We start from the raw sequence: 21,928 nt of genomic DNA, 5'->3' as shown, positions 1-21,928 counted from the left end.
TAAAGGCAAACTATTTATTGAATCGAACGTCGCCGTAAGTGGCCACTACTTTAATGCTCGGCCCTTCGCCGGTACCCACTTTTCCGACATACTGCCGAACACGGCCCGACCGGGCGGGCGACGTTATCGAGACGCCCGTAAGCGGGGGCGGCGGGGGCGGACCCGGCTGAGCCAGTAGTTGCAGGTTGGGCAGGGTAGGGTAGGTGAAGCCACCATGCGTGACGGTCACGTCGAAATCACAGTTGGGCGTCGATTGCATCGGCAGAGCTACGGTTGAATAGCTGGCTTCTACGTCGATCTTTTCGGCCGACGCGCCAATTCGCTCCACGCGGAACTGCTTGGCGTAGTTCATCTTGAATTTCCCCGACTGCCGTACCGATCCGATCAGTGCATCGGTATAGCTGGTGCGCGCATCGACCTTGTTTGTTTCGCCGATATTGAGTTTGCCATACGTCTGCTGAATAGACAGCACATTGCCGGAGTTTATGTCGACGTCGCCGAATGACATAACCACGTTGCCATGCTGCACATCACGAATAGATACGTTGCCAAACGAGGCTTTGATCTTGGTGGTCAGGTTGTTGAGTGTTGCTCCGTACACGTTGCCGAAACTGGATTCGACCGAAAGCGGTGCCCAGAAATCGGGGATGATAGTGTTGCCAAAGCTATTTTTGATGGCCAGTTTATTATTCTTGGGCATCGAGATCCGGTAGTCGACCCGCAGGAAATTACGCCGGTCCCCTTTCTTCCAACCGCCCTCGAAACCCGCCGCAATTACGGTTTTGAACAGGTACGTCTCGCCATCGCGCCGCTCGTCGAGGCTCACGGCGTTGAGTGCCTGCCGGGCCCGATCGGCACTTTGTGACGAAGACGTAATGGCGATCTCGACGCGCATTTCGTTGCGGTCCCAGAGCGATACGTTCACGTCGCCGAAGCGGTTATCGATCGATAGGGCATCTTTAGCATCGACCGTAAATGATTTCACGATGGTGCGATGCATTTCCGTCCGGTCGTCGGTTTCTTCCTGTAACTCGAAGAGGGCCTGCGGGGCCATTACGCGGGCTGGTTGGGGCGCGGTTTGTGCTACGGTGGCCGGCTGCTCGTCGGGCGATTGGGCGACGGCACTGGCCGCCCAGAGGCAGGCAGCGACGAGCACGATGTATGGATTAAACAGGTTCATTTGTGGTTTGTTGTTTAATGCGTTGAATAACACGCAATTGTTCGTTCAGGAGATCGATCTGAAGTTGCAGATTCTGAATCATTGCCTGAATCAGTACTTCCTGGTTGGGCGTATTGGGTAGCTCTTTTTTCAAACCTTTATAGCTGGCTTCCAGCCGGTTAAGGTCCTGTGCAAAATCGCCGTACAACGCCGGGTTACTTTCAGTCAACTGCTTTAATTCCGACCGTTTGGCGTCGATCAGGCTGGCATACTGGGCTACTTCTTTGGCATAAGTCGGGCTGAAGGCTACCACATCGGCCTGGCGGGTTGGGGCGTAGCGGTCGTTGATCCACCACAGGCTACCGGCCAGCAGGAGCAGGGCAATAGAGGCTGCCCAGGTCCAGTAGGAGCGGGTCCAGGTACGTCCATACCGGGTATCTTCAGACCGGGTAGGTTGCCGGTGAACAGCCTTGAACGGCGTAGTCGTTTTTTCAGAAACGGGCTGGTCGGGCAGTTGGTCAGCAATTCGCTCCCACAACCCAGCCGAGGGACCGTCTTGCTCAAAGGCGTCGCGGTTATCGCGGATGAATTTTTCGAGGGACATGTGTTAATGAGTGAAAGAGACAGAGAGTGAAAGAGTGAAAGGGCTACGCTGCCTGAGCACACTGATTTGAGTAGGGACCACTTTCACTTTTTCACTCATTAGCTCTTTCACTCTTTATTAAGTGTTCAATTAGTTTTCGTTTAGCCCGGAGATACTGCGACCGGGAGGTTGATTCCCCGATGCATAACACCTGACCGATTTCTTCATGGTCATAGCCTTCAAACAGATGCAGCGTCAGCACCACGCGGTATCCTTCGGGCAGTTTCTGGATGGCGCGACGTACCCGCTCCACATCCCAGTTCAGGCTTTCCTCATCAATTCCCCCGCCGGTATCGTCGGGAGCGTCGAATCCGTCGCCCAGTTCATCGGTGCTGACCAGCGCCAGCCGCCGACTGCGCAAATGACCGATGGCCCGGTTTACCACAATCTGCTTGAGCCACGCGCCGAAGGTGCTTTCGGCGCGGAACTTGTTCAGGTTGCTGAAGGCATCGAGGAACGCTTCCTGCAACACATCTTCGGCTTCGGCGTCGTGCCCTACAATCCGCAAACAGACGTTATACATCGCCTTGGCGTAGCGATTATACAGGTCATACTGCGCCCGTCGGTCGCCCGATTTGGAGCGATCAACCAGATCAGTGATCAGGGCGGGGTTTGGGTACGTCGCCAACAGGTAAAGGCCGCCGGTGCGTGAGCAACCGGGTTTAGGTCATCAATCAGGGTAAAGACGGAGGAAGATTTGCGAACGTTGCATGGAGAGAGTTAATAATTAAGAATAGGCTTTGCGTTCGGTTTACTCCCAACCCCCTGAAGGGGGCTAAAGCTTCGCGGCACTGAAAATCAGCGCAGTAGCCCCCTTCAGGGGGTTGGGGGTAAACCGAACGCAAAAACCAATTCTTAATTTTTCAATCCTTCCTTATACACCGCCACAACGCGCTGCCGGGCGAAGGCGTGGTCGATCATGGGGGCCGGGTACGTAAGACTATTGTATTCGGGCACCCAGCGGCGGATGTAGACGCCTTTGGGGTCGAATTTTTCGGCCTGGGCGGTGGGGTTGAACACGCGGAAGTAGGGCGCGGCGTCGGTGCCGGAGCCAGCGGCCCACTGCCAGCCGCCGTTGTTGGCCGAGAGGTCGAAGTCGCGGAGTTTTCGGGCGAAATACGCCTCGCCAATCCGCCAGTCGATGAGCAGGTGTTTGATGCAGAAACTGGCCACCACCATCCTGACCCGGTTGTGCATCCAGCCGGTTTCGTTCAACTGCCGCATGCCCGCATCCACCAGCGGGTAGCCGGTTGTTCCGGTCTGCCAGCGTTCAATATCTTCCGGCCGGTTCAGGAATTTGATGTTGTCGTATTCGCGGCGGAAGGCGTGGTGTTCTACGTGCGGAAAATGGTCGAGCACCTGAAAATAGAAGTCGCGCCAGCAGAGTTCGCTCAGGAAGGTAGGGCTACTTTCCTGCGCCTGCCGGGCCAGATCGCGGATACTGATGGTGCCAAACCGCAGGTGAATGCCCAGTTCGCTGGTGCCCCGTTCGGCCGGGTAATCCCGCATTTTCTGGTAATTGGCCAGTAGCTCGGCCGAAACGGTTGGCTTGGGGTAGTTCTCGCCCAACGGTTCAAACCCCATATCGTCGAGCGTGACCGTGCCAGTTGGGGGCGTTTTAAAAAGGCGGTCGAAATAGGTTTCGGTAGGGTATGCTTTCAGGTAAAACGGATCGGCCAGTTTGCCCAGCCAGTTGCGGCTGTACGGACCAAACACGGTGTAGGGCTTCCCTGTGCCGGTTAGTACCTCGTCGCGGTCGAGCAGAGCCTGGTCTTTGTAGCTGTGAAAACCCGCGTTTACCGACGTCAGGTACGTTGCCACTTCGGCGTCGCGGCCTTTGGCATAGGTCTCGTAATCGTAGTTGGTAAATACGTTGGCAATGGTGTATTCGGTGGCCAGTTGTTGGAAAATTTCCAGCGGATGACCGTACCGCACCAGCAGGGTAGACCCCATCTTTTGCAATGCCTCCTGTAGTTTCAGCACTTCTTTATAAATGAACTCTACGCGCCGGTCGCGCTTATCGTCGAGGTGATCCAGAATGTCTTTGTCGAAAATGAAGAGCGGCAACACGGGCCGACCAGCTTTCAGGGCGTAATACAGGGCCGCGTTGTCGTGGAGCCGTAAGTCGCGGCGATGCCACATAATGGCGATAGGAGAGAGGCTCATAAAGTGAGGTTTGACTGAAAACCTAAAAGTAACCAATTCTGTTACTGCCAGTTTTCAAATCGCCACTTCAGGCTATTTATTCGCTGTTTGCGCGTCTATAGAATCAGGAGAGTACAGGATGGACGATGAGATAGGGTTAAGCACATTTGTTGTACGTATTGCTTAAATACAATCTTATGTTGCTTAAATACCTATGTCAAAGCCAATCTATACGCCTTTAGCCAGGCTGCTTTTGGTCGTCAGCACGTTCCTGATGAGCCTGAGTGTACTGGCTCAAACGGTCACCGGTGTAGTGACCTCCGCCGAAAATAACGAAGCACTGCCCGGCGTAAACGTCGTTCAGAAAGGAACGATCAACGGCTCGGTTACCGACGCAAAAGGCGAGTACAGCCTGCGAATCAACGGCTCGACGCCCGTTACCCTGACCTTCTCATCAATTGGTTTTATCACGAAAGAAATTCAGGTAGCGGGTCAGACCACGATCTCGATTAAACTGGAGGTCGATAATCGGTCGCTGAACGAGGTGGTTGTCATCGGCTACGGAACGGCCAAAAAAGCCGACGTGACCGGTGCGGTGGCTTCGTTTGATGTGAAAACCATTGATCAACGGCCCATTCTGCGCGTTGACCAGGCACTGGTGGGGCAGATGGCGGGCGTGCAGGTGAAGCAGACCAGCGGTGCGCTGGGCAAGGGCTTCAGCGTTCAGGTACGTGGTAGCGGGTCGATCACGGCCGGTAACGAACCCCTCTACGTGATCGACGGTTTTCCGCTGGCGACGGCGGCCCCAAACGGGTCGGGTAACTTCGGCTCAGGCAACCCGCTCGACAACATTAACCCCAACGATATTGAGTCGATCCAGGTCCTGAAAGATGCGGCTTCGGCGGCAATCTACGGATCGCGGGCGGCCAACGGCGTAGTGCTGATCACCACCAAACGGGGCAAATCGGGCCGGGCCAACATCACGCTCAACACCTACGCGGGCTTTATGGAACGTACCCGTAAACTCGACATGCTCAGTGCCGACGAGTGGGTTGACCGCGCCACCGAAATGATCAACGCCGCCTGGGTGGCGTCGGCACCGGGCCGGACGGCCGCGCAGACCAACGAGCAACGCCGGGTAATACTGGGCTTGCCGGTCGGCCAGGTCAACACGGCGTTGATGACCGACGACCGCTGGTTTCAGCCCGGCCATCCCGGCTTGAATTACATCGACTGGCAGGAGCAGGCTTTCCGGAAAGGACTGGTGCAGAACCATCAGATTTCGGCCAGCGGCGGTACCGACCGCGTAAAATACTACATGTCGGGCAACTACGTCAATCAGCAGGGGATGGTCATCAACACCAACTACACAGCTTATTCGGCGAGGGCCAACGTGGAAGTGAACGCCAGCAACAAGCTCAAACTGGGCCTGAATCTTGCCCCGACCTACTCGGTCAATAATGACCCTGGTGTGGAAGGGAAAGACAACATTCTGCATCAACTGGTGAGCATGACGCCGGTGCAGGAGGATACGATGGGCGTGTACCCGAACGTGGGCAATAACGGCCAGTATCGGTGGAGTGTGTCCACAAACAGCCCCATTGGGAAACTTCAGAATGTGATTGGCGAAACCAAACGGTTTCGGACGCTGGGTTCTGTTTTTGCCGAGTACCAGATTCTGCCGGGCTTATCGTTCCGAACGTCTCTTAATCTCGATAATACCGACAACAGTTCGAAAACCTACAACCCGTACATCATCGCCAGCACGCTCGCTACCCGTCAGGCGCAACTCACTACGCTGACCAGTGGCACGTACAACAGCTACCGTCGGCGGACGTTCGTGAACGAGAACACGCTGTCGTACGCCACTACGATTCAGAACAAGCATAATCTCTCGCTGCTGGGCGGCTATTCCTATAATTCCGGCAAGCTGGAATCAACTTCGCTCAGCTCGAACGGCGGGTTCAGCAGCAACGTCATCGCCACGCTCAACGCCGCCAATGGCGTAACCGGCAGCACGTCTGAAGCGCAGAACGTGTTGATCTCGTACTTTGGCCGGGCGCAGTACAATTATGCTGAAAAGTACCTGTTCTCGGCCAGTATCCGGCGCGACGGCTCGTCGCGGTTTGGGTCCAACACGCGGTGGGGCCTGTTTCCATCCGCTTCGGTTGGCTGGCGCATTTCAGAAGAGTCGTTCATGAAGGGAATCAAGCCAATCAGCGACCTGAAACTACGGGCCAGTTTCGGTACGGCGGGCAACTACAATATCGGGGATTATAGCACCCTGCCTACGCTGACAACGGCCAATTATACCTTCAACGGGGCTAATGCCATCGGCCAGGCTCCGAGCGGGGTAACCAACCCTGATCTGACCTGGGAAACCTCCGAAACAGTTGACTTTGGATTTGATGCCAGCCTGCTGAATAACCGCCTGTCGCTGACCTTCGATATCTACAATAAACTGAATAAAGGGCTGTTGCTAAACGTACCTATCCCCACCGCAACCGGCTTTGGCTCGTACCTCAGCAATGCCGGCAGTGTTCGCAACCAGGGGTGGGAAGTGGAGGTGACCAGCCGCAACTTCACCGGTGCCTTTAGCTGGAATACATCGCTGAATCTGAGCCACTACGACAACAAAGTAGTGGCCCTGGCCGAAGGACAAAATCAACTGCTGATTCCGTCATTGTTCGATATTTCACACTCGCTGTTGCGGATTGGCGAACCGCTCTACAGCATCTACGTGGTGAAGCAGATCGGCATTCTGTCGCAGGCTGATATTGACGGTAAAGCGGCGTTGAACGGCACCGAAACGGTGGGTGACCCCAAATATTTCGATGCCAACAACGACGGCGTTATCGACGCCAACGACCGGGTGATCGTGGGCCATCCCAACCCCGATTTTGTGTGGGGCATCACCAACAATTTCCGCTACAAAGGATTCGACCTGACGGTGCTGGTACAGGGCCAGAACGGGGGTTCTATCTACTCGCTGCTGGGCCGGGCACTGGGCCGTACCGGACAGGGATTCACCGACAATGCCCTGGGTACGTATCGTGATCGCTGGCGGTCGGCTGCCGATCCGGGCGCGGGCGTGGTGAGTAAAGCCTACTCGACGTTTGGCCGGATCAAAAACACCGACTGGCTCTATTCGTCTGATTACGTGCGTGTTCGGAACATTACGCTGGGGTATGACCTGAAGACGCTCGTGAAGGGGCCGCAACTTCAGGGTGCCCGTATCTACGTGACGGCCGAGAATTTCTTTGGCTTCGACAAGTACAAAGGCGGCTTCAACCCCGAAGCGTCGAATACCGACCTGAGTGGTAACGGTTCGTATCCCGAAGCGGGCGACTACGGCGGTTTACCGCTGCCCCGCTCCATTGTTGTTGGCTTGAATGTTACGTTTTAATCAGCCCTGAAATCATGAAAAATAGCTCATTCGCCCTGGTGGCACTTTCCATACTGGTGCTGTTTTCCTGCACCGATGACCTGAATCAGATTCCGATTTCGGCGGCTACAACGTCTACGTTCTATTCGCAGACCAACGATTTTCTTCAGGCCAGCAACGCCGTTTATAGCGACCTGCGCGCCTATCCCGACCGGCAGTTGAACCTCTCGGAAACGCGCTCTGATAACCTGTACGCCGTATCGGACGGGGGCGTTCGTGACTGGGAGGGCATCAACAGTTTCCAGAAAAGTATTGCGGCCAACGTGTATGTGTCGGAGGCCTGGACGGTTAATTTCAATGGTATTTTTCGGGCCAATACGCTGCTGGATCAATTGCAGAAAAATGGTAAAGTAATCACCGATGCCAGTCTGCGCACCCGACTGGAAGCCGAAGCCAAATTCCTGCGCGCCTTTTTCTACTTCGATCTGGTTCGTTTCTTCGGAAAAGTGCCCATCATTGAGCGACCGGTGACGGCCAACGAAGCCATTGCCATTCCGCGCAGCCCGGTGAAAGATGTGTACGCACTGATTCTGTCGGACCTGACCTTTGCGGCAACTAACCTGCCCGAAACGTATGCTGTTGCCGATAAAGGCCGGGCCACGCGCTACGCCGCCAAAGCCGCCCTGGCGCTGGTGTACATGACCCGGTCGGGGCCAACCTACGATATTGAAGGGCCGGGCCTCGGCTTGAACGAATGGCCGCAAGCCCTGTCGACGCTGAACGAGATCATCGCCAGCGGTAAATATTCGTCGGTGTCGTCGTATACCAGTATTTTTTCCTACACGAATGAAAACAATCCGGAGGTGATTTTCGACGTGCAGTATGCCAACGGACTCAGCCCGGTTGTGGGAGCCACATTCCCCTGGGTGCTGGTGCCCGATACCTGGTTTCAGGCAAACGGAAAAGGAACCCAGGGTGGTTTAACCATCCGCCCGGCGGCTCTTGATCTGGTAAATTCGTACACTGCAACCGACAATCGGAAGGCGTTTAACATTCAGAGCGGCTATACATACAATGGCGTGGCCGAAACGCGGCCGTTCATCAAGAAATACGTCGACCTGACCAAAGTGCCGACCAACAATCGCCTCGACTGGCCCATCAACTTCATTGTCTACCGGTATACCGATATTTTGCTGCTCAAGGCGGAATGCATTCTGCGCGGAGCCAGTGGCGGTACGCAGGCGGAAGTAGATGCCATTGTGAATCAGGTACGTACCCGCGCCGGGCTGCCTGCTATATCCGGTGTAACGTTCCCGCAACTGTTGCAGGAACGCCGCAAGGAGCTGGTTGGCGAAGGCTCGCGCTGGCACGATCTGGTCAGAAGTGGCCAGATTGAATTGATCATGACCAACTGGATTGCCACCGAAGATGTACAGAAGCAGATGCAGCCGTTCAGGAAAGACTATATTTTGTATCCGGTACCACAAGCCGAGCTAGATGCCAAACCCGGTTTGTATACGCAGAATTCGGGCTACTAAATTATAGTCATTAGGTTGTCATTAAGTGGTCATTCACTGTAAATCGCTTAGTATTGCGCTTTTACAGTGAATGACCACTTAATGACAACCTAATGACTTTTTTATCAATCGTATCTAACGAATGACCGCACTACCATTTGAACAGCAGTTTGTGGATGCCGAAGCCATTGCCTGGGAAACGGTGGGCGAGGGCGTGCGCCGGAAAATACTGACCTACGATGCTAACCTGATGATGGTCGTCGTCGACTTTGAAACGGGTGGCGTTGGGGCGATGCACCAGCATTACCACACGCAGATGAGCTATGTACAGAGTGGGGTTTTCGCCATTACCATCGCTGATGAAGAACGGGTCTTAAAAACGGGTGATGCCTATTACATTCCGCCGAACGTACTGCACGGTGCCGTATGCCGCGAAGCAGGTATGCTCGTGGATGTATTCACGCCCATGCGGGAAGATTTCGTGTCATAAGCCAGGTACGTTGCCAACCATAAATAGTCTATTATCTGAATCTGCTTAGGTGTTACCCCCACTCCCCTTCAGGAGGGTAGGGGTAACACCTAAGCAGATTACATTTTTCCCAACACCACACTATTTCCCAATGAAATCAGCGTATCTGCACAACACCCGGGTTCTCGTTGCCCTCGATTGCATCATCTTTGGATTCGATGGCGAGAAGCTGAAACTGCTGCTGATCAAGCGGAATTTCGAGCCGGCAATGGGCAGGTGGTCACTGATGGGCGGCTTTCTCAATGAGGGTGAAGATCTGGAAGAAGCCGCCAGCCGAATCCTGTATAATCTGACGGGGCTGCACAACAATTACCTGGAGCAGCTACAAACGTTTGGTACGGTTGGGCGCGACCCGGTGGAACGAACAATCTCGGTCGTGTACTACTCGCTGGTCAATATTGACGATCAGGATGTAACGGCAATCCAAGCCCATAATGCCGCCTGGATCAGCCTGGAAAACAAACCTTCCCTCATTTTCGACCACGATCAGATGGTCGTCGCCGCGCTGCAACGGTTGCGCTACAAGGCCGCCCTTCACCCGATCGGGTTTGAACTGCTGCCGCAAAAATTTACCCTGCCCCAGTTACAAAAGCTCTACGAAGCCATCTACGATACGCAACTGGATCGCCGCAATTTCAGCCGTAAGATCATGGCAACTGACCTGCTACTCAGCACTGGTGAGAAAGACACGAATTCGGTGACCAAGAAGGCGCAGCTCTACAGCCTTAACGCCGAGAAATACCAGAAATACCTCGACGGCTACTACACGTTCCTGCCCGAACTGGCCGAACTAACAGCCCGGTAAGTAGCATCCCTGTCACGTTCCTGCCCTACCCGCTCTTTTAGCGGGGCGAATAGCCGTGTAGGTACGTTGGGGGTTTGCGTTCCTACGCGCCTCTCGTTATCACTCGCCAGAGGCAAGCGACAACTAGAAGGTTTTTGCTCCGCGACATCGCCAGGCAGCGCAGTAGCCCCCTTCAGGGGGTTGGGGCCAAGGTACCTCCAAGGCTATTGAGCAGTTTTACTGAACTGTTCAGGTTAAAACTGTCTAAAAGAAGGAGCTAAAGAGATGCGCAATAAAAAAGAGCTATTTGGTAAAATACAGTCATTGTACAAAGTAAATCACTAGTTGACATCCGAATAGTTCTAAAAATACGCTAGCTATTTACCAATAATGACTGTTTTTTGCCATTAATTAGTTTTTAATGATATAGCATTTTAGGTTTGAATTGTAGAACTTAATTCATAGCCTCTATAGGGGTACAGACGATGTCATTCTGTTGAATCTGTTCCTTTCATCCCAATAAAATCACTCAGAACTATGAAAAGACAAGTACAGACTGAGCGGGTGTGTGCGGTAATCAGGCATGCATTGATACCCATAGCGCTCAGCGTTACCCTCGACGTTTCCGCCGCCTTACCCGGTTCGGATCGACCACGTTCGGCATGGGCTGTACCCCTGACGATACATGCAGGTGGTATACAAAAAGATGTCCTTGTTTCGGGTAGTGTAACTGACGACAAAGGCGAAGGATTACCCGGTGTAAACGTGGTTATCAAGGGTACCACAAAAGGAGCGACCACTGACGCGCAGGGGCAGTTTTCGATCAACGCCCCTGATCAAAATACAGTGCTGGTGTTTTCATTTGTGGGCTACAAATCGCAGGAAATAACGGTGGGTAGCCAAACGCGGCTGTCAGTTAAGTTGCTGGCCGATGACCAGTCGCTGGATGAGGTTGTGGTGGTTGGTTACGGCACGCAGTCGCGGGGAACGGTGACGGGTTCGGTGGCGGCCGTTAAATCGGAAGATATTTTGCGGACACCGGCTGTGGCAACCTCCAGCGCGTTGGTTGGCCGTGTTCCGGGTATCACGGCCCGTCAGGGCGATGCCCGCCCCGGTAACGGCACGAGCCTTCAGATCCGTAACATGGGTACGCCTCTGTTCGTAATCGATGGGATCGTGGCCGATGAAACGCAGTTCAATAACCTTGGCATCAACGATGTTGAGAATATTTCGATTCTGAAAGATGGGTCGGCGGCGATTTACGGTCTGCGGGCGGCCAACGGCGTTGTACTGGTGACCACCAAAAAAGGGAAAGCCGGGCAGAAGCCGGTTATCAGTTTATCCGGCTATCATGGCCTCCAGAACTTCACACGCTACCCTAAACCGGCCAACGCCTACCAGCACGTGCGGGGTCTGGCTGAGTCGGATCAGAACCGGGGAATCACCTCGACGATCACACCGGCTGAACTGGAAAAATGGCGCGTAGGTACTGAGAAAGGCTACCAGAGTTTCGACTATTACAGAATGGTCATGCGGCCCAACGTACCCCAGTCGTATCTGAACGGCAGCGTATCGGGTGGGTCAGAGAGTGTATCCTATTACGTGTCGGCCAGTCACCTGAATCAGGATGCGCTGATTGAGGATTACAACTTCAAGCGGAGCAATTTTCAGGCAAACGTTGAAGCGGGGCTTAGCAAAAAACTGCGTATTGGTGCCCAGATCAGCGGCCGCATCGAGGATCGGTTCCAGACGGGTGTTCCGGGGCTTGACGACTATTTCAACCCGTTCCTGAGTATCTTCTCGATGTGGCCAACCGAGCGGCCCTACGCCAACGATAATCCGGCGTATATCAACCAGACGCACAACGTAAACGTAAACCCGGCGACCTACAAAAAGGAAATCACCGGTACGATCAGCGAAATCACGCGGGCGGTTAAAGCCAACTTTACGGCGCAGTATGACTTCGATTTTGGACTGGCCCTGAAAGGAACGTACTCGTATAACTTCACCAACTTCGACTTCGACGGGTTCGAGTACACCTACGACGCCTACACCTACGATGCTAAAACCGACACCTATAATGTAGTGCCGGGTGGTGGTAATCAGAACCCCTGGCGCGAACGCCGCAAGCGGAACGTGGCTGACCGGTTCATGCAGGTGCAGGCTACCTACAACAAGCAGTTTGGTGATCACGGCCTGTCGGGCGTATTGGCCTACGAACGCTACGATACCGATAACAAGTATCTGGTGGTGCACACCGTTCCGCCCAACAACTATATTCCGCTTCAGTCGTTTGCCAACCAGGATGTGCTGATCGACGAGTGGAACGTGACGGCGCGGGCGGGTTATATTGGCCGGGTCAACTACAACTACAAGCAGCGGTATCTGGTCGAAGCGCTGGGTCGGTACGACGGTTCGTTCCTGTTTGCACCGGGTCGTCGGTACGGTTTTTTCCCTGGCGCATCGGTTGGCTGGCGGGCTTCTGAAGAGGATTTCTTCAAGAATAGCGGCGTAGGCAAGGTCGTCAGCGAACTGAAACTGCGGGCCAGCTATGGCCGCACGGGTAGTGACCTGATCAACAATAACTTCATTGTGCCCCCCTACAGCTACCTGCCGGGTTATGACTTCCTGCAAGGCAGTGCGATCTTCAACGGTGGGTACGTTATCGGCGTTCGGCCACGGGGCCTGCCCATTACCACGCTTTCATGGGTCAATAACGTATCGACCAACGTGGGCATCGATTTTGGCCTGTTCAACGGACGGCTGTCAGGTACGTTCGACGTGTTTGAGCGGAAACGGACGGGGCTGCCCGCGTCGCAGTATGACGTGCTGCTTCCCAGCGAAGTGGGCTATACGCTGCCTAATGCCAACCTGAACTCGGATGTGATTCGGGGTCTGGAAGGAGCCGTAAACTATAGCGGCAAAGTGGGTGAGGTAAGCTATACCGTTGGTGTCAACGCCACATTGGCCCGCCTGCGCAGCCTGGATATTTACAAACCGCGCTTCGGTAACTCGTGGGACGAATACCGTAACTCGGCCGTTGACCGCTGGGCCAACATCAACTGGGGCTATCAGGTTGAAGGCCGCTTCCAGTCGCAGCAGCAGATCGACGACTACAAGGTTGATAATGACGGTCAGGGCAACCGGACCCAACTGCCCGGCGATTTTATCTACAAAGATGTCAACGGCGATGGGCTGATCACCAGCCTCGACGAACGCCCGATCGGCTACGCCGAAGGAGCCACGCCCTACGTCAATTACGCGTTCAATGGTACGTTGGGTTACAAGGGCTTCTCGCTTCGTATGGATATAGTGGGTGCCAGCCTGCAAACGTTCCGGCGCGAGGTGGAGCAGAAAATTCCGTTCCAGAACAACGGTACGTCGCCCGCCTACATCCTCGAAGATCGCTGGCACCACGCTGACCCGTTCAACGCCGATAGCCCCTGGGTTCCAGGTACGTACCCAGCCGTTCGGAAAGATCAGCCCAGCCATGTGAACTACAGCCGCCGCTCTGATTTCTGGGTAACCAACGTGCAGTATCTGCGCCTGCGTAACCTTGAAATAGGCTATAACATCCCGAAAACGTTCCTGGGTAAGCTGGGCGTATCGGCCATGCGGGTGTACGTAAACGGAACCAACCTGATCTCGTTCGACAACCTGAAATCGATCGAAGTAGACCCCGAAATCTCGTCAAACGGTGCGCTCGTTTATCCGCCACAACGGTTGTATAACGCTGGTTTCGCACTCAGTTTTTAACCGACAAAAGAGCATCAACGATGAATCGTCTTCATAAATTTCTAACAATCGGTTTACTGGCGCTTAGTTCAACAGCCTGCAAAGAGGACTTCCTGGAACGTCAGCCACCGAATATTATTCTTGAAAGCCAGGTCTGGAATGACCCCAAGCTGATCACGAGTTTGCTGGCAAACTATTATGACCGGCTGCCTGCTCACACCCAAATCGACCTTGGCTGGGATCAGTTCGCGGCCTACGATGAGGCCATGTGGTCGGGAAACAATGACGGCCCAAACAACATTGTCAACTACAGCTTCGACCGCTGGCGGCTGTGGGATTATGGCCTGATCCGCGACATCAACCTGGCGCTGGAGAATATTGAGGCGAAGAGTACGGCCCTCACTACGGCACAGAAAACACAGTTTTCGGCCGAGTTCCGGTTTCTGCGGGCCTACATGTATTTCGAGATGGTGAAGCGGATGGGCGGCGTACCGATCATCACCAAGCAGCTCATCTACGATTTCAGCGGTAACCCGACATCGCTTCAGTTTCCTCGCAACAAAGAATCGGAAGTATACGATTTTGTGGCCAGCGAACTCGACGCGATCAAGAACGACCTGGGCAATGCGGGCAGCAATACCCGCGCCAACCGGTATACGGCGATGGCGCTGAAAAGCCGGGCAATGCTCTATGCGGGTTCCATTGCGAAGTACAACAACCTGCTGGGCGCGCCGATTCAAACGGCGGGCGGCGAAGTGGGTATTCCGGCCAACCGTGCTGTTGAATACTACACCAAAGCGCTGGAAGCATCGAAAGAAGTGATTGCCGGGCCGTATTCGCTCTACCGGGCCAATGCCAACCTGGGCGAGAATTTCTACGAGGCGATCACCAAGAAGTTGAATAACAATGAGGTGATCATGGCGAAAGACTTCCTGGTCACCAAAGACAAGCGGCACAGTTTCAGCTACGACAACATTGCCCGTAACATTCGCGAAGACAACCTGTCGTCGTCGAACATTACGCCAACGCTAAACCTGGTTGAAGATTACGAATACCTGGATGGCACATCGGGTGAACTGAGAACGCGGACGGCCAATGATCAGGATTACATCTACTACGATAACCTGAGCGGTCCGTTTGCTAATAAAGATGCCCGCCTGTACGGAACGGTCATCTATCCAGGTACGTCGTTCAAAGGGCTGGACGTACAGATTCAGGCGGGTGTGGCGGTCTGGAACGGCAGCAGCTATCAGCTTGTCGAAGGCAACACGCTGGGTTCGACGTATACTGACGGGAAGTTGCTGACGGGTAGTTCGGGTCCACAACGGTCGCAAACGGAAGTGTCGAACTCCGGTTTTTACCTGCGCAAGTATATTGATCCGGCTCCGCTGTCGAGCACCCGTGGTATTCGCAGCGATATGTGGTGGGTACGTTTCCGGTTGGGCGAAGTATTGCTCAATGCCTCGGAGGCAGCGTTCGAACTGGGTAACACGGCCGAGGCCCTGACCTACGTGAATCAGGTACGTGCCCGGGCTGGTTTCCCCGCCAACAGCCTGACGTCGCTGACGCTGGCGCGGTTGCAGAACGAACGGCGGGTAGAACTGGCCTTTGAAGATCACCGCGTGTGGGATCTGAAACGCTGGCGCATTGCGCACCAGGTGTGGGACGGTAATACGGCCAATCCCGACGCCATGCTGACGGCACTGTACCCGTATCGCGTGGTACGCCCCGGCAGCGCTCAGGATGGCAAATACATCTTTGTCAAGATGGTAGCGCCCCGGTTCCGGGCACCACGGCTGTTTCAGTTCGGTAACTACTACTCATCTATTGATCAGGCTGTTATCAATAATAATCCGAAGATTGTTCGCAATCCTTTCCAGTAAGCATCAACCATGAAAGCAATCCTTTTCAGTCTGCTGGCGGGCACCGTTCTGCTGGCCAGTTGCGCAAAAGATAACTACGAACCACCCAAGTCGACCCTGACCGGGCGGGTCATTTACGACAACCAGCCGGTGGGTGTTCGCACCAACGGCGTTCAGCTTGAACTCTGGCAACGGGGCTATCAGCTCTTCACCAAGATTCCGGTTCAGGTATCGCAGGAAGGCACCTTCTCGGCCGCCCTGTTCGATGGCGACTATAAGCTGGTTCGCCTGCGGGGCAACGGCCCCTGGGTCGATAATACCGATACGATCAACGTGTCGGTGCGGGGTGCCGCCACAATCGACGTACCTGTGCAGCCTTATTTCGTGATTCGCAACCCAACCATTCAACGGAACGGTACCAGCCTGACAGGCTCCCTAACGGTTGGGCAGGTCGTGACTGGGCGGGCTGTTGAACGGGTAACGATGTATGTGGGCACCACGCAATTTGTCGATGTGACAAACAACGTTGGTTCTACCAATGTGGCCACTGCCGCGCTGGCAGACCTCAGTAAGTCACTGCCTCTGTCACTTACGTTGCCTGCTGCTGTATCGACCCGGCCATATTTCTACGCCCGAATTGGTGTTAAAACCGTGGGTGTTGCCGAACTGATCTACTCGCCGGTGCAGAAAATCACGCTGTAGAAAGTGATGCATGCGAACCGGGCAACAGAGTATGACCACTCCGTTGCCCGGTTTATTTATGGGTGTTGCTTTTGGGCGTGCGTTGCTGTGTGTTGCTTTTGGCGTGGCGCCCAGCCTGTCGAAGGGTCTGGCTCGCGAAGCAACACACAGCAACGCACGCCCCGCCCCAAACCAAACTCACCAACTAATCCTATGAGATCATTTACCAAAACGGCCAGTTTACTTCTTCTCACAGCCAGCCTTACGCAGGCTCAGCCCGCGCCGGTTGTGCCAACTCACGTTGTTCGGGTCAATGTGGCCCAGCCCGTGGCCGATATTCAGCCGACGATGTGGGGCGTTTTTTTTGAAGATATCAACTTCGGTGCCGACGGGGGTATTTATGCCGAAATGGTCAAAAACCGCTCGTTCGAGTTTTTTAAGCCGTTGATGGGCTGGAACGTTCGGGGTAAAAAGCGCACGGAGGGTGATGTTCAGGTGCAGAATCGGGCTGAGTCAGGTACGTCGTCGGAGATGCAAAGTAGTAATCCGCGCTACATTCGGGTGAGTGTCAACGGAGCTAACAGCGGTGATCTGGAAATGATCAACGAAGGGTTCCGGGGCATGGGTATCAAAAGCGGCCTGCGCTATGATTTCGCCCTGATGTACCGCGTTCAGTCAGGGAACGTAAAAATCCATGCCGATTTGCTTGATGCTCAGGGTCAGCCGGTTGGCTCAGGTACGTTGACGCCCGAAAAAACGGACGGGCAGTGGCACAAGCAACAGATTAGCTTCAAGTCGATCGCTACCGAGCCGAAGGGTAAGCTTAAGGTCTGGTTTGACGGCACCGGTGTAGTTGACCTCGACATGATTTCGCTGTTTCCCGAAGATACCTGGAAAGGGCGCCCTGGCGGTATGCGTGCCGATATGATCCAGATGCTGGCCGACATGAAACCCGGATTTGTGCGCTTCCCCGGCGGCTGCATTGTAGAAGGACACGACCTGACGCAACGCTACCAGTGGAAGAAAACGCTTGGCCCGACCGAAGACCGGCAACTGGTGATCAACCGCTGGAATTTCGAGTTTGGTCATCGCCCTGCGCCCGATTATTTTCAGACGTTTGGCCTGGGTTTTCTTGAATACTTCCAGCTTTGCCAAGACATCGGTGCCGAGCCACTGCCCATCCTGAACTGCGGCATGGCTTGCCAGTTCAACACGGCGGAACTGGTGCCGATGAATCAACTCGATCCGTATGTACAGGATGCCATCGACCTGATCGAGTTTGCCAACGCCGATGTAAATACAAAGTGGGGCAAGGTGCGGGCTGATCTGGGGCACCCGGCTCCGTTCAACCTGAAAATGATGGGCGTGGGTAACGAAAACTGGGGACCGCAGTATATTGAGCGGCTGGCCGTTTTTCAGAAAGCAATCAAAGCGAAATACCCCAATATCCGGCTGGTGTGTAGCTCAGGCACCGACCCCGACGGCGAACGGTTCGATTTCCTGAACGGTAAACTCCGCGCCATGAATGCCGACCTGATCGACGAACATTACTACCGTCGGCCCGAGTGGTTTTTGCAAAACGCGAAGCGATACGACACGTACCCACGTACTGGCGCGAAGATTTTTGCCGGCGAATGGGCGGCGCAAAGCGACAAAACTGTCAGCGTCAATAACAAAAACAACTGGCTCTGCGCCCTGAACGAAGCCGCTTTCATGACGGGCCTGGAACGCAACGCCGCCGTGGTGCAAATGGCTTCTTATGCCCCACTCTTCGCCAATGCCGACGCCTGGCAGTGGACTCCCGACCTGATCTGGGTAGATAATCTGCGGGTATATGGCACGCCCAACTATTTTGTGCAAAAGCTGTATTCACTCAACAAAGGCACGCACGTGCTGAGCATGACGCAGAATAACGAAGCGCTGGCCGGGCAGGATAGCCTGTATGCGTCGGCCGCCTGGGACAAGGCAGCGGGCGAGATCATTCTGAAAGTGGCCAACGTATCCGACAAAGCTCAGGTACGTCAGATCCAATTGGACGGCGCGAAAAAGCTGGAGGCAACCGGCAAACTTTTCCTGCTGAAAAACGACAACCTGAACGCCGTGAACTCGTTTGAAAACGCTACCAACGTCAGTCCGGTCGAGCAGACGATTGCCGTTGACGTGAAGAAGAGAAACGTAACCATGACGCTCGGACCGAAGTCATTTTCGGTGGTGCGGATCAAGGCGATGATGTAGTGTATTGCTTTCGCATGGCCCTTCGACCGGCTCAGGGTGACAACTCACATCTAAATGTTCATGACGGACTTGGGTGGGAGTGGGACGTCACCCCGGTGTCACCCTGAGCCGGTCGAAGGGCCATGCAAAAGCAACCTAATTCGCGAAGCAACCACAAACCTCGAACAACAAACTACAAACACTTAAGCCCTCATGCTCAACAAAAAAGCCATCATTGCCCTGCTACTATTACTCGTAGCCCTGGCCACCAGCGTACCTGGTCTGGCACAGGGGCAAGGCCCAACGTCGGGAACCGGCATTACCACCCATGACCCAAGTACGATCCAGAAAGAGAACGGCCGGTACTGGTATTTCGCTACCGGAAACGGGGTTCAGGCTGTTAGCTCACCCGATCTTAAAACATGGAACATAGAGAAACCAATTTTTGAGCGGGGCACCTGGCCGAAATGGATTGACACCACGGTCACGAATTTCAAAGGCCATTTCTGGGCGCCCGACTGCATCCGAATGAATGGGAAATACTACCTCTATTATTCCTGTTCGTCGTTTGGGGCGCCCACATCAGCCATCGGCGTAGCTACATCGCCCACGCTCGATCCGCAGGCGCCGAACTACAAATGGGAGGATCAGGGAATGGTGGTAAAATCAAAAGTCAGGACCGATTTTAACGCCATCGACCCCGGCCTGATGCGCGACACCGATGGGCGCGTTTACTTCGTCTACGGCTCTTTCCACGGTGGAATTGGTGCGGCGGAGGTCGATACAAGTACCGGAAAACTCAAAACAGACGTCAAGCGCGTGGCGGGTGGCCGTGAGTCAGACTGGGAAGCGGCTGCGCTGGTAAAAGAAGATCAATATTATTACCTGTTTGTGAATAACGGGCTGTGTTGCAAAGGGTTGAATAGCACGTACTACATCGTCGTTGGCCGTTCACAGAACCCGTTAGGACCGTTTCTGGACCAAACTGGCCGGGATTTAACCGCTGGTGGCGGCACAATCGTGCTACGCACCGATGGGAAATACATTGGGCCGGGGCACGTCGGTTTACTTCGGGAAGGTAAGAAGAACATAGTGTCGATCCATTACTACGATGCCGAAGATAGAGGCCGGTCGAAGCTGGCATTCAGAACACTTTCATTCCGTAAGGGATGGCCTGTCCTGGAAGAAAAAGTAGACCAGCCCCGATGAAGTTATAGCGAATACAGGTAATATTGTGTCAAATTGACACTTTTAATTCCCTGCTTCGTCAATCAAGTTCGTGTGCCGTAAATTGTGTAGTAAATACACGTTATGGTTAGAAGGGTTGATTGGCGTTCTTTGACGTGTATTGCCTGGTGCTGTATGTTGCCGACGCCTAGCCCTTCGACAGGCTCGCGCCCCCGGCTCAGGGTGACCGCAACCTGTCTAGTGAAGCAACTAAAAACCTCGTCAGCAAGTGAATAACACAACGCGAGGCAATGCATATTGCGAAGCATTGTTCAACGTATCAATAGCTTGTAATTGCCACAGATTACTCCCTTAACTCGTTTAGAACGACTAAATTAACTATGAAAAGTCAGTATGTCATTGGCGTCGATTTCGGCACCGACTCTGTGCGGGCGTTGCTGGTCGATGCGCATACCGGGCAGGCCGTTGGTACGCACGTGCACGAATACGTCCGCTGGAAGCAGGGGTTGTACTGCAATCCAGCTCAGTCACAGTTCCGGCAGCATCCGCTCGACTACCTCGAAGGGCTGGAAGCGAGTATCAAAGGAGCCCTCGCCAATGCGCCCGCCGAGGTACGTTCGCAGGTAGTTGGTATCTCGATTGACACGACTGGCTCTACGCCTGTTGCCGTTGACAGAACCGGACTTCCACTAGCCCTGCGCCCCGACTTTGAGGGAAATCCCAACGGCATGTTCATTCTCTGGAAAGACCATACGGCCAACGCCGAAGCGGAGGAAATCAATAACCTGGCTCATCACTGGGATACAGACTACACCAAGTACGTTGGGGGAATTTACTCGTCGGAATGGTACTGGGCCAAACTGCTCCGCACGCTGCGGGTCGATGAGCAGGTACGTGAGCACGCCTTCTCGTGGGTCGAACATTGCGATTGGGTGTCGGCCGTGCTGACGGGCAATACCGACCCGCTGACATTGCGCCGGTCGCGTTGCGCGGCGGGACACAAGGCGCTGTGGCATAGCGAGTTCGATGGATTGCCCTCTGATGAGTTTCTGACCAAACTTGATCCCCTTCTAGCCGGTTTGCGTGATCGGCTGTTCGTCGACACTTACACTGCCGACGAGCCGATGGGCAACCTATCGGCCGAATGGGCTGAAAAACTTGGCCTCTCGACCGACGTCGTCATTGGCGTGGGTGCATTCGATGCGCACATGGGCGCCGTTGGGGCCGAAATTGAGCCATACACGTTCGTCCGCATCATGGGTACGTCGACCTGCGATATTTTGATGGCTCCAAACGACGAAATCGGGCACCGCCTTATCCGGGGAATCTGCGGACAGGTAGATGGGTCAGTAGCGCCGGGTATGCTGGGTATGGAAGCTGGGCAGTCGGCTTTCGGTGACCTCTACGCCTGGTTTGCCCGCCTGCTGACTGGTCCGGTTCGCGACCTGCTGGGCGACGAAGCGGCCGATACGATGATGAGCAAACTGATTCCGCACCTGTCGGATCAGGCCGCTCAATTGCCCGTCACCCCAACCGATATTATCGCCCTCGACTGGATCAATGGCCGCCGTACGCCCGATGCGAACCACACGCTGAAAGCCGCCATTTCGGGTCTGAACCTCGGCACCGACGCCGCCCAGGTGTTCAAAGCACTGGTTGAGGCCACGGCGTTTGGTTCGCGCAGTATCGTCGACCGGTTTTTGCACGAAGGTGTTCAGATCAAAAAAGTAATCGCTATTGGCGGCGTGGCTAAAAAATCGCCGTTCGTAATGCAAACCCTGGCCGATGTGCTTAACAAACCCATTCAGGTGGCGCAGTCTGATCAGGCCTGTGCACTCGGCGCGGCCATGTGTGCAGCCGTGGCGGCAGGCGTTCACCCAACCTTATCTGACGCCCAACAGGCGATGGGTTCCGGCTTCGACGCGTCCTACTCGCCCCGCCCCGACAACGTAGCGATCTACGAAACGCTCTACCAGAAATACCTGACCCTCGGCGCGTTCGTAGAGAACGTACCCAGCGCGAAGGCGGTGGCTGAGGCGGTAGTGTAACGCAGGCTGAAGCCTGTTTACGTACCCACAACACATAA

The 21,928-nt window shown here is 54.6% G+C and carries 15 protein-coding genes; 11 read left to right on the top strand and 4 right to left on the bottom strand.

Annotation, left to right across the window (positions count from 1 at the left end; all coding sequences use genetic code 11):
- Positions 1 to 10: 10 nt before the first annotated feature.
- The 4 genes from ACFE8Q_RS15885 to ACFE8Q_RS15870 all read right to left on the bottom strand — a co-directional run bounded on the left by ACFE8Q_RS15885 (position 11) and on the right by ACFE8Q_RS15870 (position 3,968).
- Entirely contained in the window at positions 11 to 1,180 is a 1,170-nt protein-coding gene (locus ACFE8Q_RS15885) for a hypothetical protein (RefSeq protein ID WP_375446393.1), read from the bottom strand.
- Positions 1,167 to 1,763, bottom strand: coding sequence for a hypothetical protein (locus ACFE8Q_RS15880; RefSeq protein ID WP_375446392.1), 597 nt, complete (start codon positions 1,761 to 1,763; stop codon positions 1,167 to 1,169). The genes ACFE8Q_RS15885 and ACFE8Q_RS15880 overlap by 14 nt, the downstream gene beginning before the upstream one ends.
- A gap of 91 nt (positions 1,764 to 1,854) precedes the next feature.
- Positions 1,855 to 2,430, bottom strand: a complete 576-nt coding sequence (locus ACFE8Q_RS15875) for an RNA polymerase sigma factor (protein ID WP_375446391.1) — start codon at positions 2,428 to 2,430, stop codon at positions 1,855 to 1,857.
- Positions 2,431 to 2,657: 227 nt separating this feature from the next.
- On the bottom strand, positions 2,658 to 3,968 hold the full coding sequence (locus ACFE8Q_RS15870; RefSeq protein ID WP_375446390.1) for a cryptochrome/photolyase family protein: 1,311 nt from the start codon (positions 3,966 to 3,968) through the stop codon (positions 2,658 to 2,660).
- Between the two features lie 193 nt (positions 3,969 to 4,161).
- Between ACFE8Q_RS15870 and ACFE8Q_RS15865 the strand changes: the two genes are divergently transcribed.
- The 11 genes from ACFE8Q_RS15865 to ACFE8Q_RS15815 all read left to right on the top strand — a co-directional run bounded on the left by ACFE8Q_RS15865 (position 4,162) and on the right by ACFE8Q_RS15815 (position 21,890).
- Entirely contained in the window at positions 4,162 to 7,353 is a 3,192-nt protein-coding gene (locus tag ACFE8Q_RS15865; RefSeq protein ID WP_375446389.1) for a SusC/RagA family TonB-linked outer membrane protein, read from the top strand.
- Between the two features lie 14 nt (positions 7,354 to 7,367).
- Positions 7,368 to 8,870: a RagB/SusD family nutrient uptake outer membrane protein gene (locus tag ACFE8Q_RS15860; RefSeq protein WP_375446388.1), complete on the top strand. Its 1,503-nt coding sequence runs from the start codon at positions 7,368 to 7,370 to the stop codon at positions 8,868 to 8,870.
- 121 nt (positions 8,871 to 8,991) lie between these two features.
- Positions 8,992 to 9,339, top strand: coding sequence for a cupin domain-containing protein (locus ACFE8Q_RS15855; RefSeq protein ID WP_375446387.1), 348 nt, complete (start codon positions 8,992 to 8,994; stop codon positions 9,337 to 9,339).
- Positions 9,340 to 9,469: 130 nt separating this feature from the next.
- The gene (locus tag ACFE8Q_RS15850; protein WP_375446386.1) at positions 9,470 to 10,183 is read left to right on the top strand and encodes an NUDIX domain-containing protein; all 714 of its coding nucleotides are present in this window, start codon (positions 9,470 to 9,472) and stop codon (positions 10,181 to 10,183) included.
- A gap of 516 nt (positions 10,184 to 10,699) precedes the next feature.
- On the top strand, positions 10,700 to 13,918 hold the full coding sequence (locus tag ACFE8Q_RS15845) for a SusC/RagA family TonB-linked outer membrane protein (RefSeq protein ID WP_375446385.1): 3,219 nt from the start codon (positions 10,700 to 10,702) through the stop codon (positions 13,916 to 13,918).
- Positions 13,919 to 13,938: 20 nt separating this feature from the next.
- Positions 13,939 to 15,780: a RagB/SusD family nutrient uptake outer membrane protein gene (locus tag ACFE8Q_RS15840; protein WP_375446384.1), complete on the top strand. Its 1,842-nt coding sequence runs from the start codon at positions 13,939 to 13,941 to the stop codon at positions 15,778 to 15,780.
- Between the two features lie 9 nt (positions 15,781 to 15,789).
- On the top strand, positions 15,790 to 16,461 hold the full coding sequence (locus ACFE8Q_RS15835) for a DUF3823 domain-containing protein (RefSeq protein ID WP_375446383.1): 672 nt from the start codon (positions 15,790 to 15,792) through the stop codon (positions 16,459 to 16,461).
- A 31-nt stretch (positions 16,462 to 16,492) separates the two neighbouring features.
- Positions 16,493 to 16,657, top strand: a complete 165-nt coding sequence (locus ACFE8Q_RS15830; RefSeq protein ID WP_375446382.1) for a hypothetical protein — start codon at positions 16,493 to 16,495, stop codon at positions 16,655 to 16,657.
- Complete coding sequence (locus ACFE8Q_RS15825; protein ID WP_375446381.1) at positions 16,654 to 18,675, top strand: alpha-L-arabinofuranosidase C-terminal domain-containing protein; 2,022 nt, start codon at positions 16,654 to 16,656, stop codon at positions 18,673 to 18,675. The genes ACFE8Q_RS15830 and ACFE8Q_RS15825 overlap by 4 nt, the downstream gene beginning before the upstream one ends.
- 192 nt (positions 18,676 to 18,867) lie before the next feature.
- Positions 18,868 to 19,863, top strand: a complete 996-nt coding sequence (locus ACFE8Q_RS15820) for an arabinan endo-1,5-alpha-L-arabinosidase (protein WP_375446380.1) — start codon at positions 18,868 to 18,870, stop codon at positions 19,861 to 19,863.
- 359 nt (positions 19,864 to 20,222) lie between these two features.
- Complete coding sequence (locus ACFE8Q_RS15815; RefSeq protein WP_375446379.1) at positions 20,223 to 21,890, top strand: ribulokinase; 1,668 nt, start codon at positions 20,223 to 20,225, stop codon at positions 21,888 to 21,890.
- The last annotated feature ends 38 nt before the right edge of the window (positions 21,891 to 21,928 follow it).

Origin of the sequence: uncultured Fibrella sp. (assembly GCF_964250085.1) — a bacterium.
Taxonomy (GTDB): domain Bacteria; phylum Bacteroidota; class Bacteroidia; order Cytophagales; family Spirosomataceae; genus Fibrella.
The sequence above is the reverse complement of the archived record's forward strand: the minus strand, read 5'-3'. Positions and strand labels throughout refer to the sequence as shown.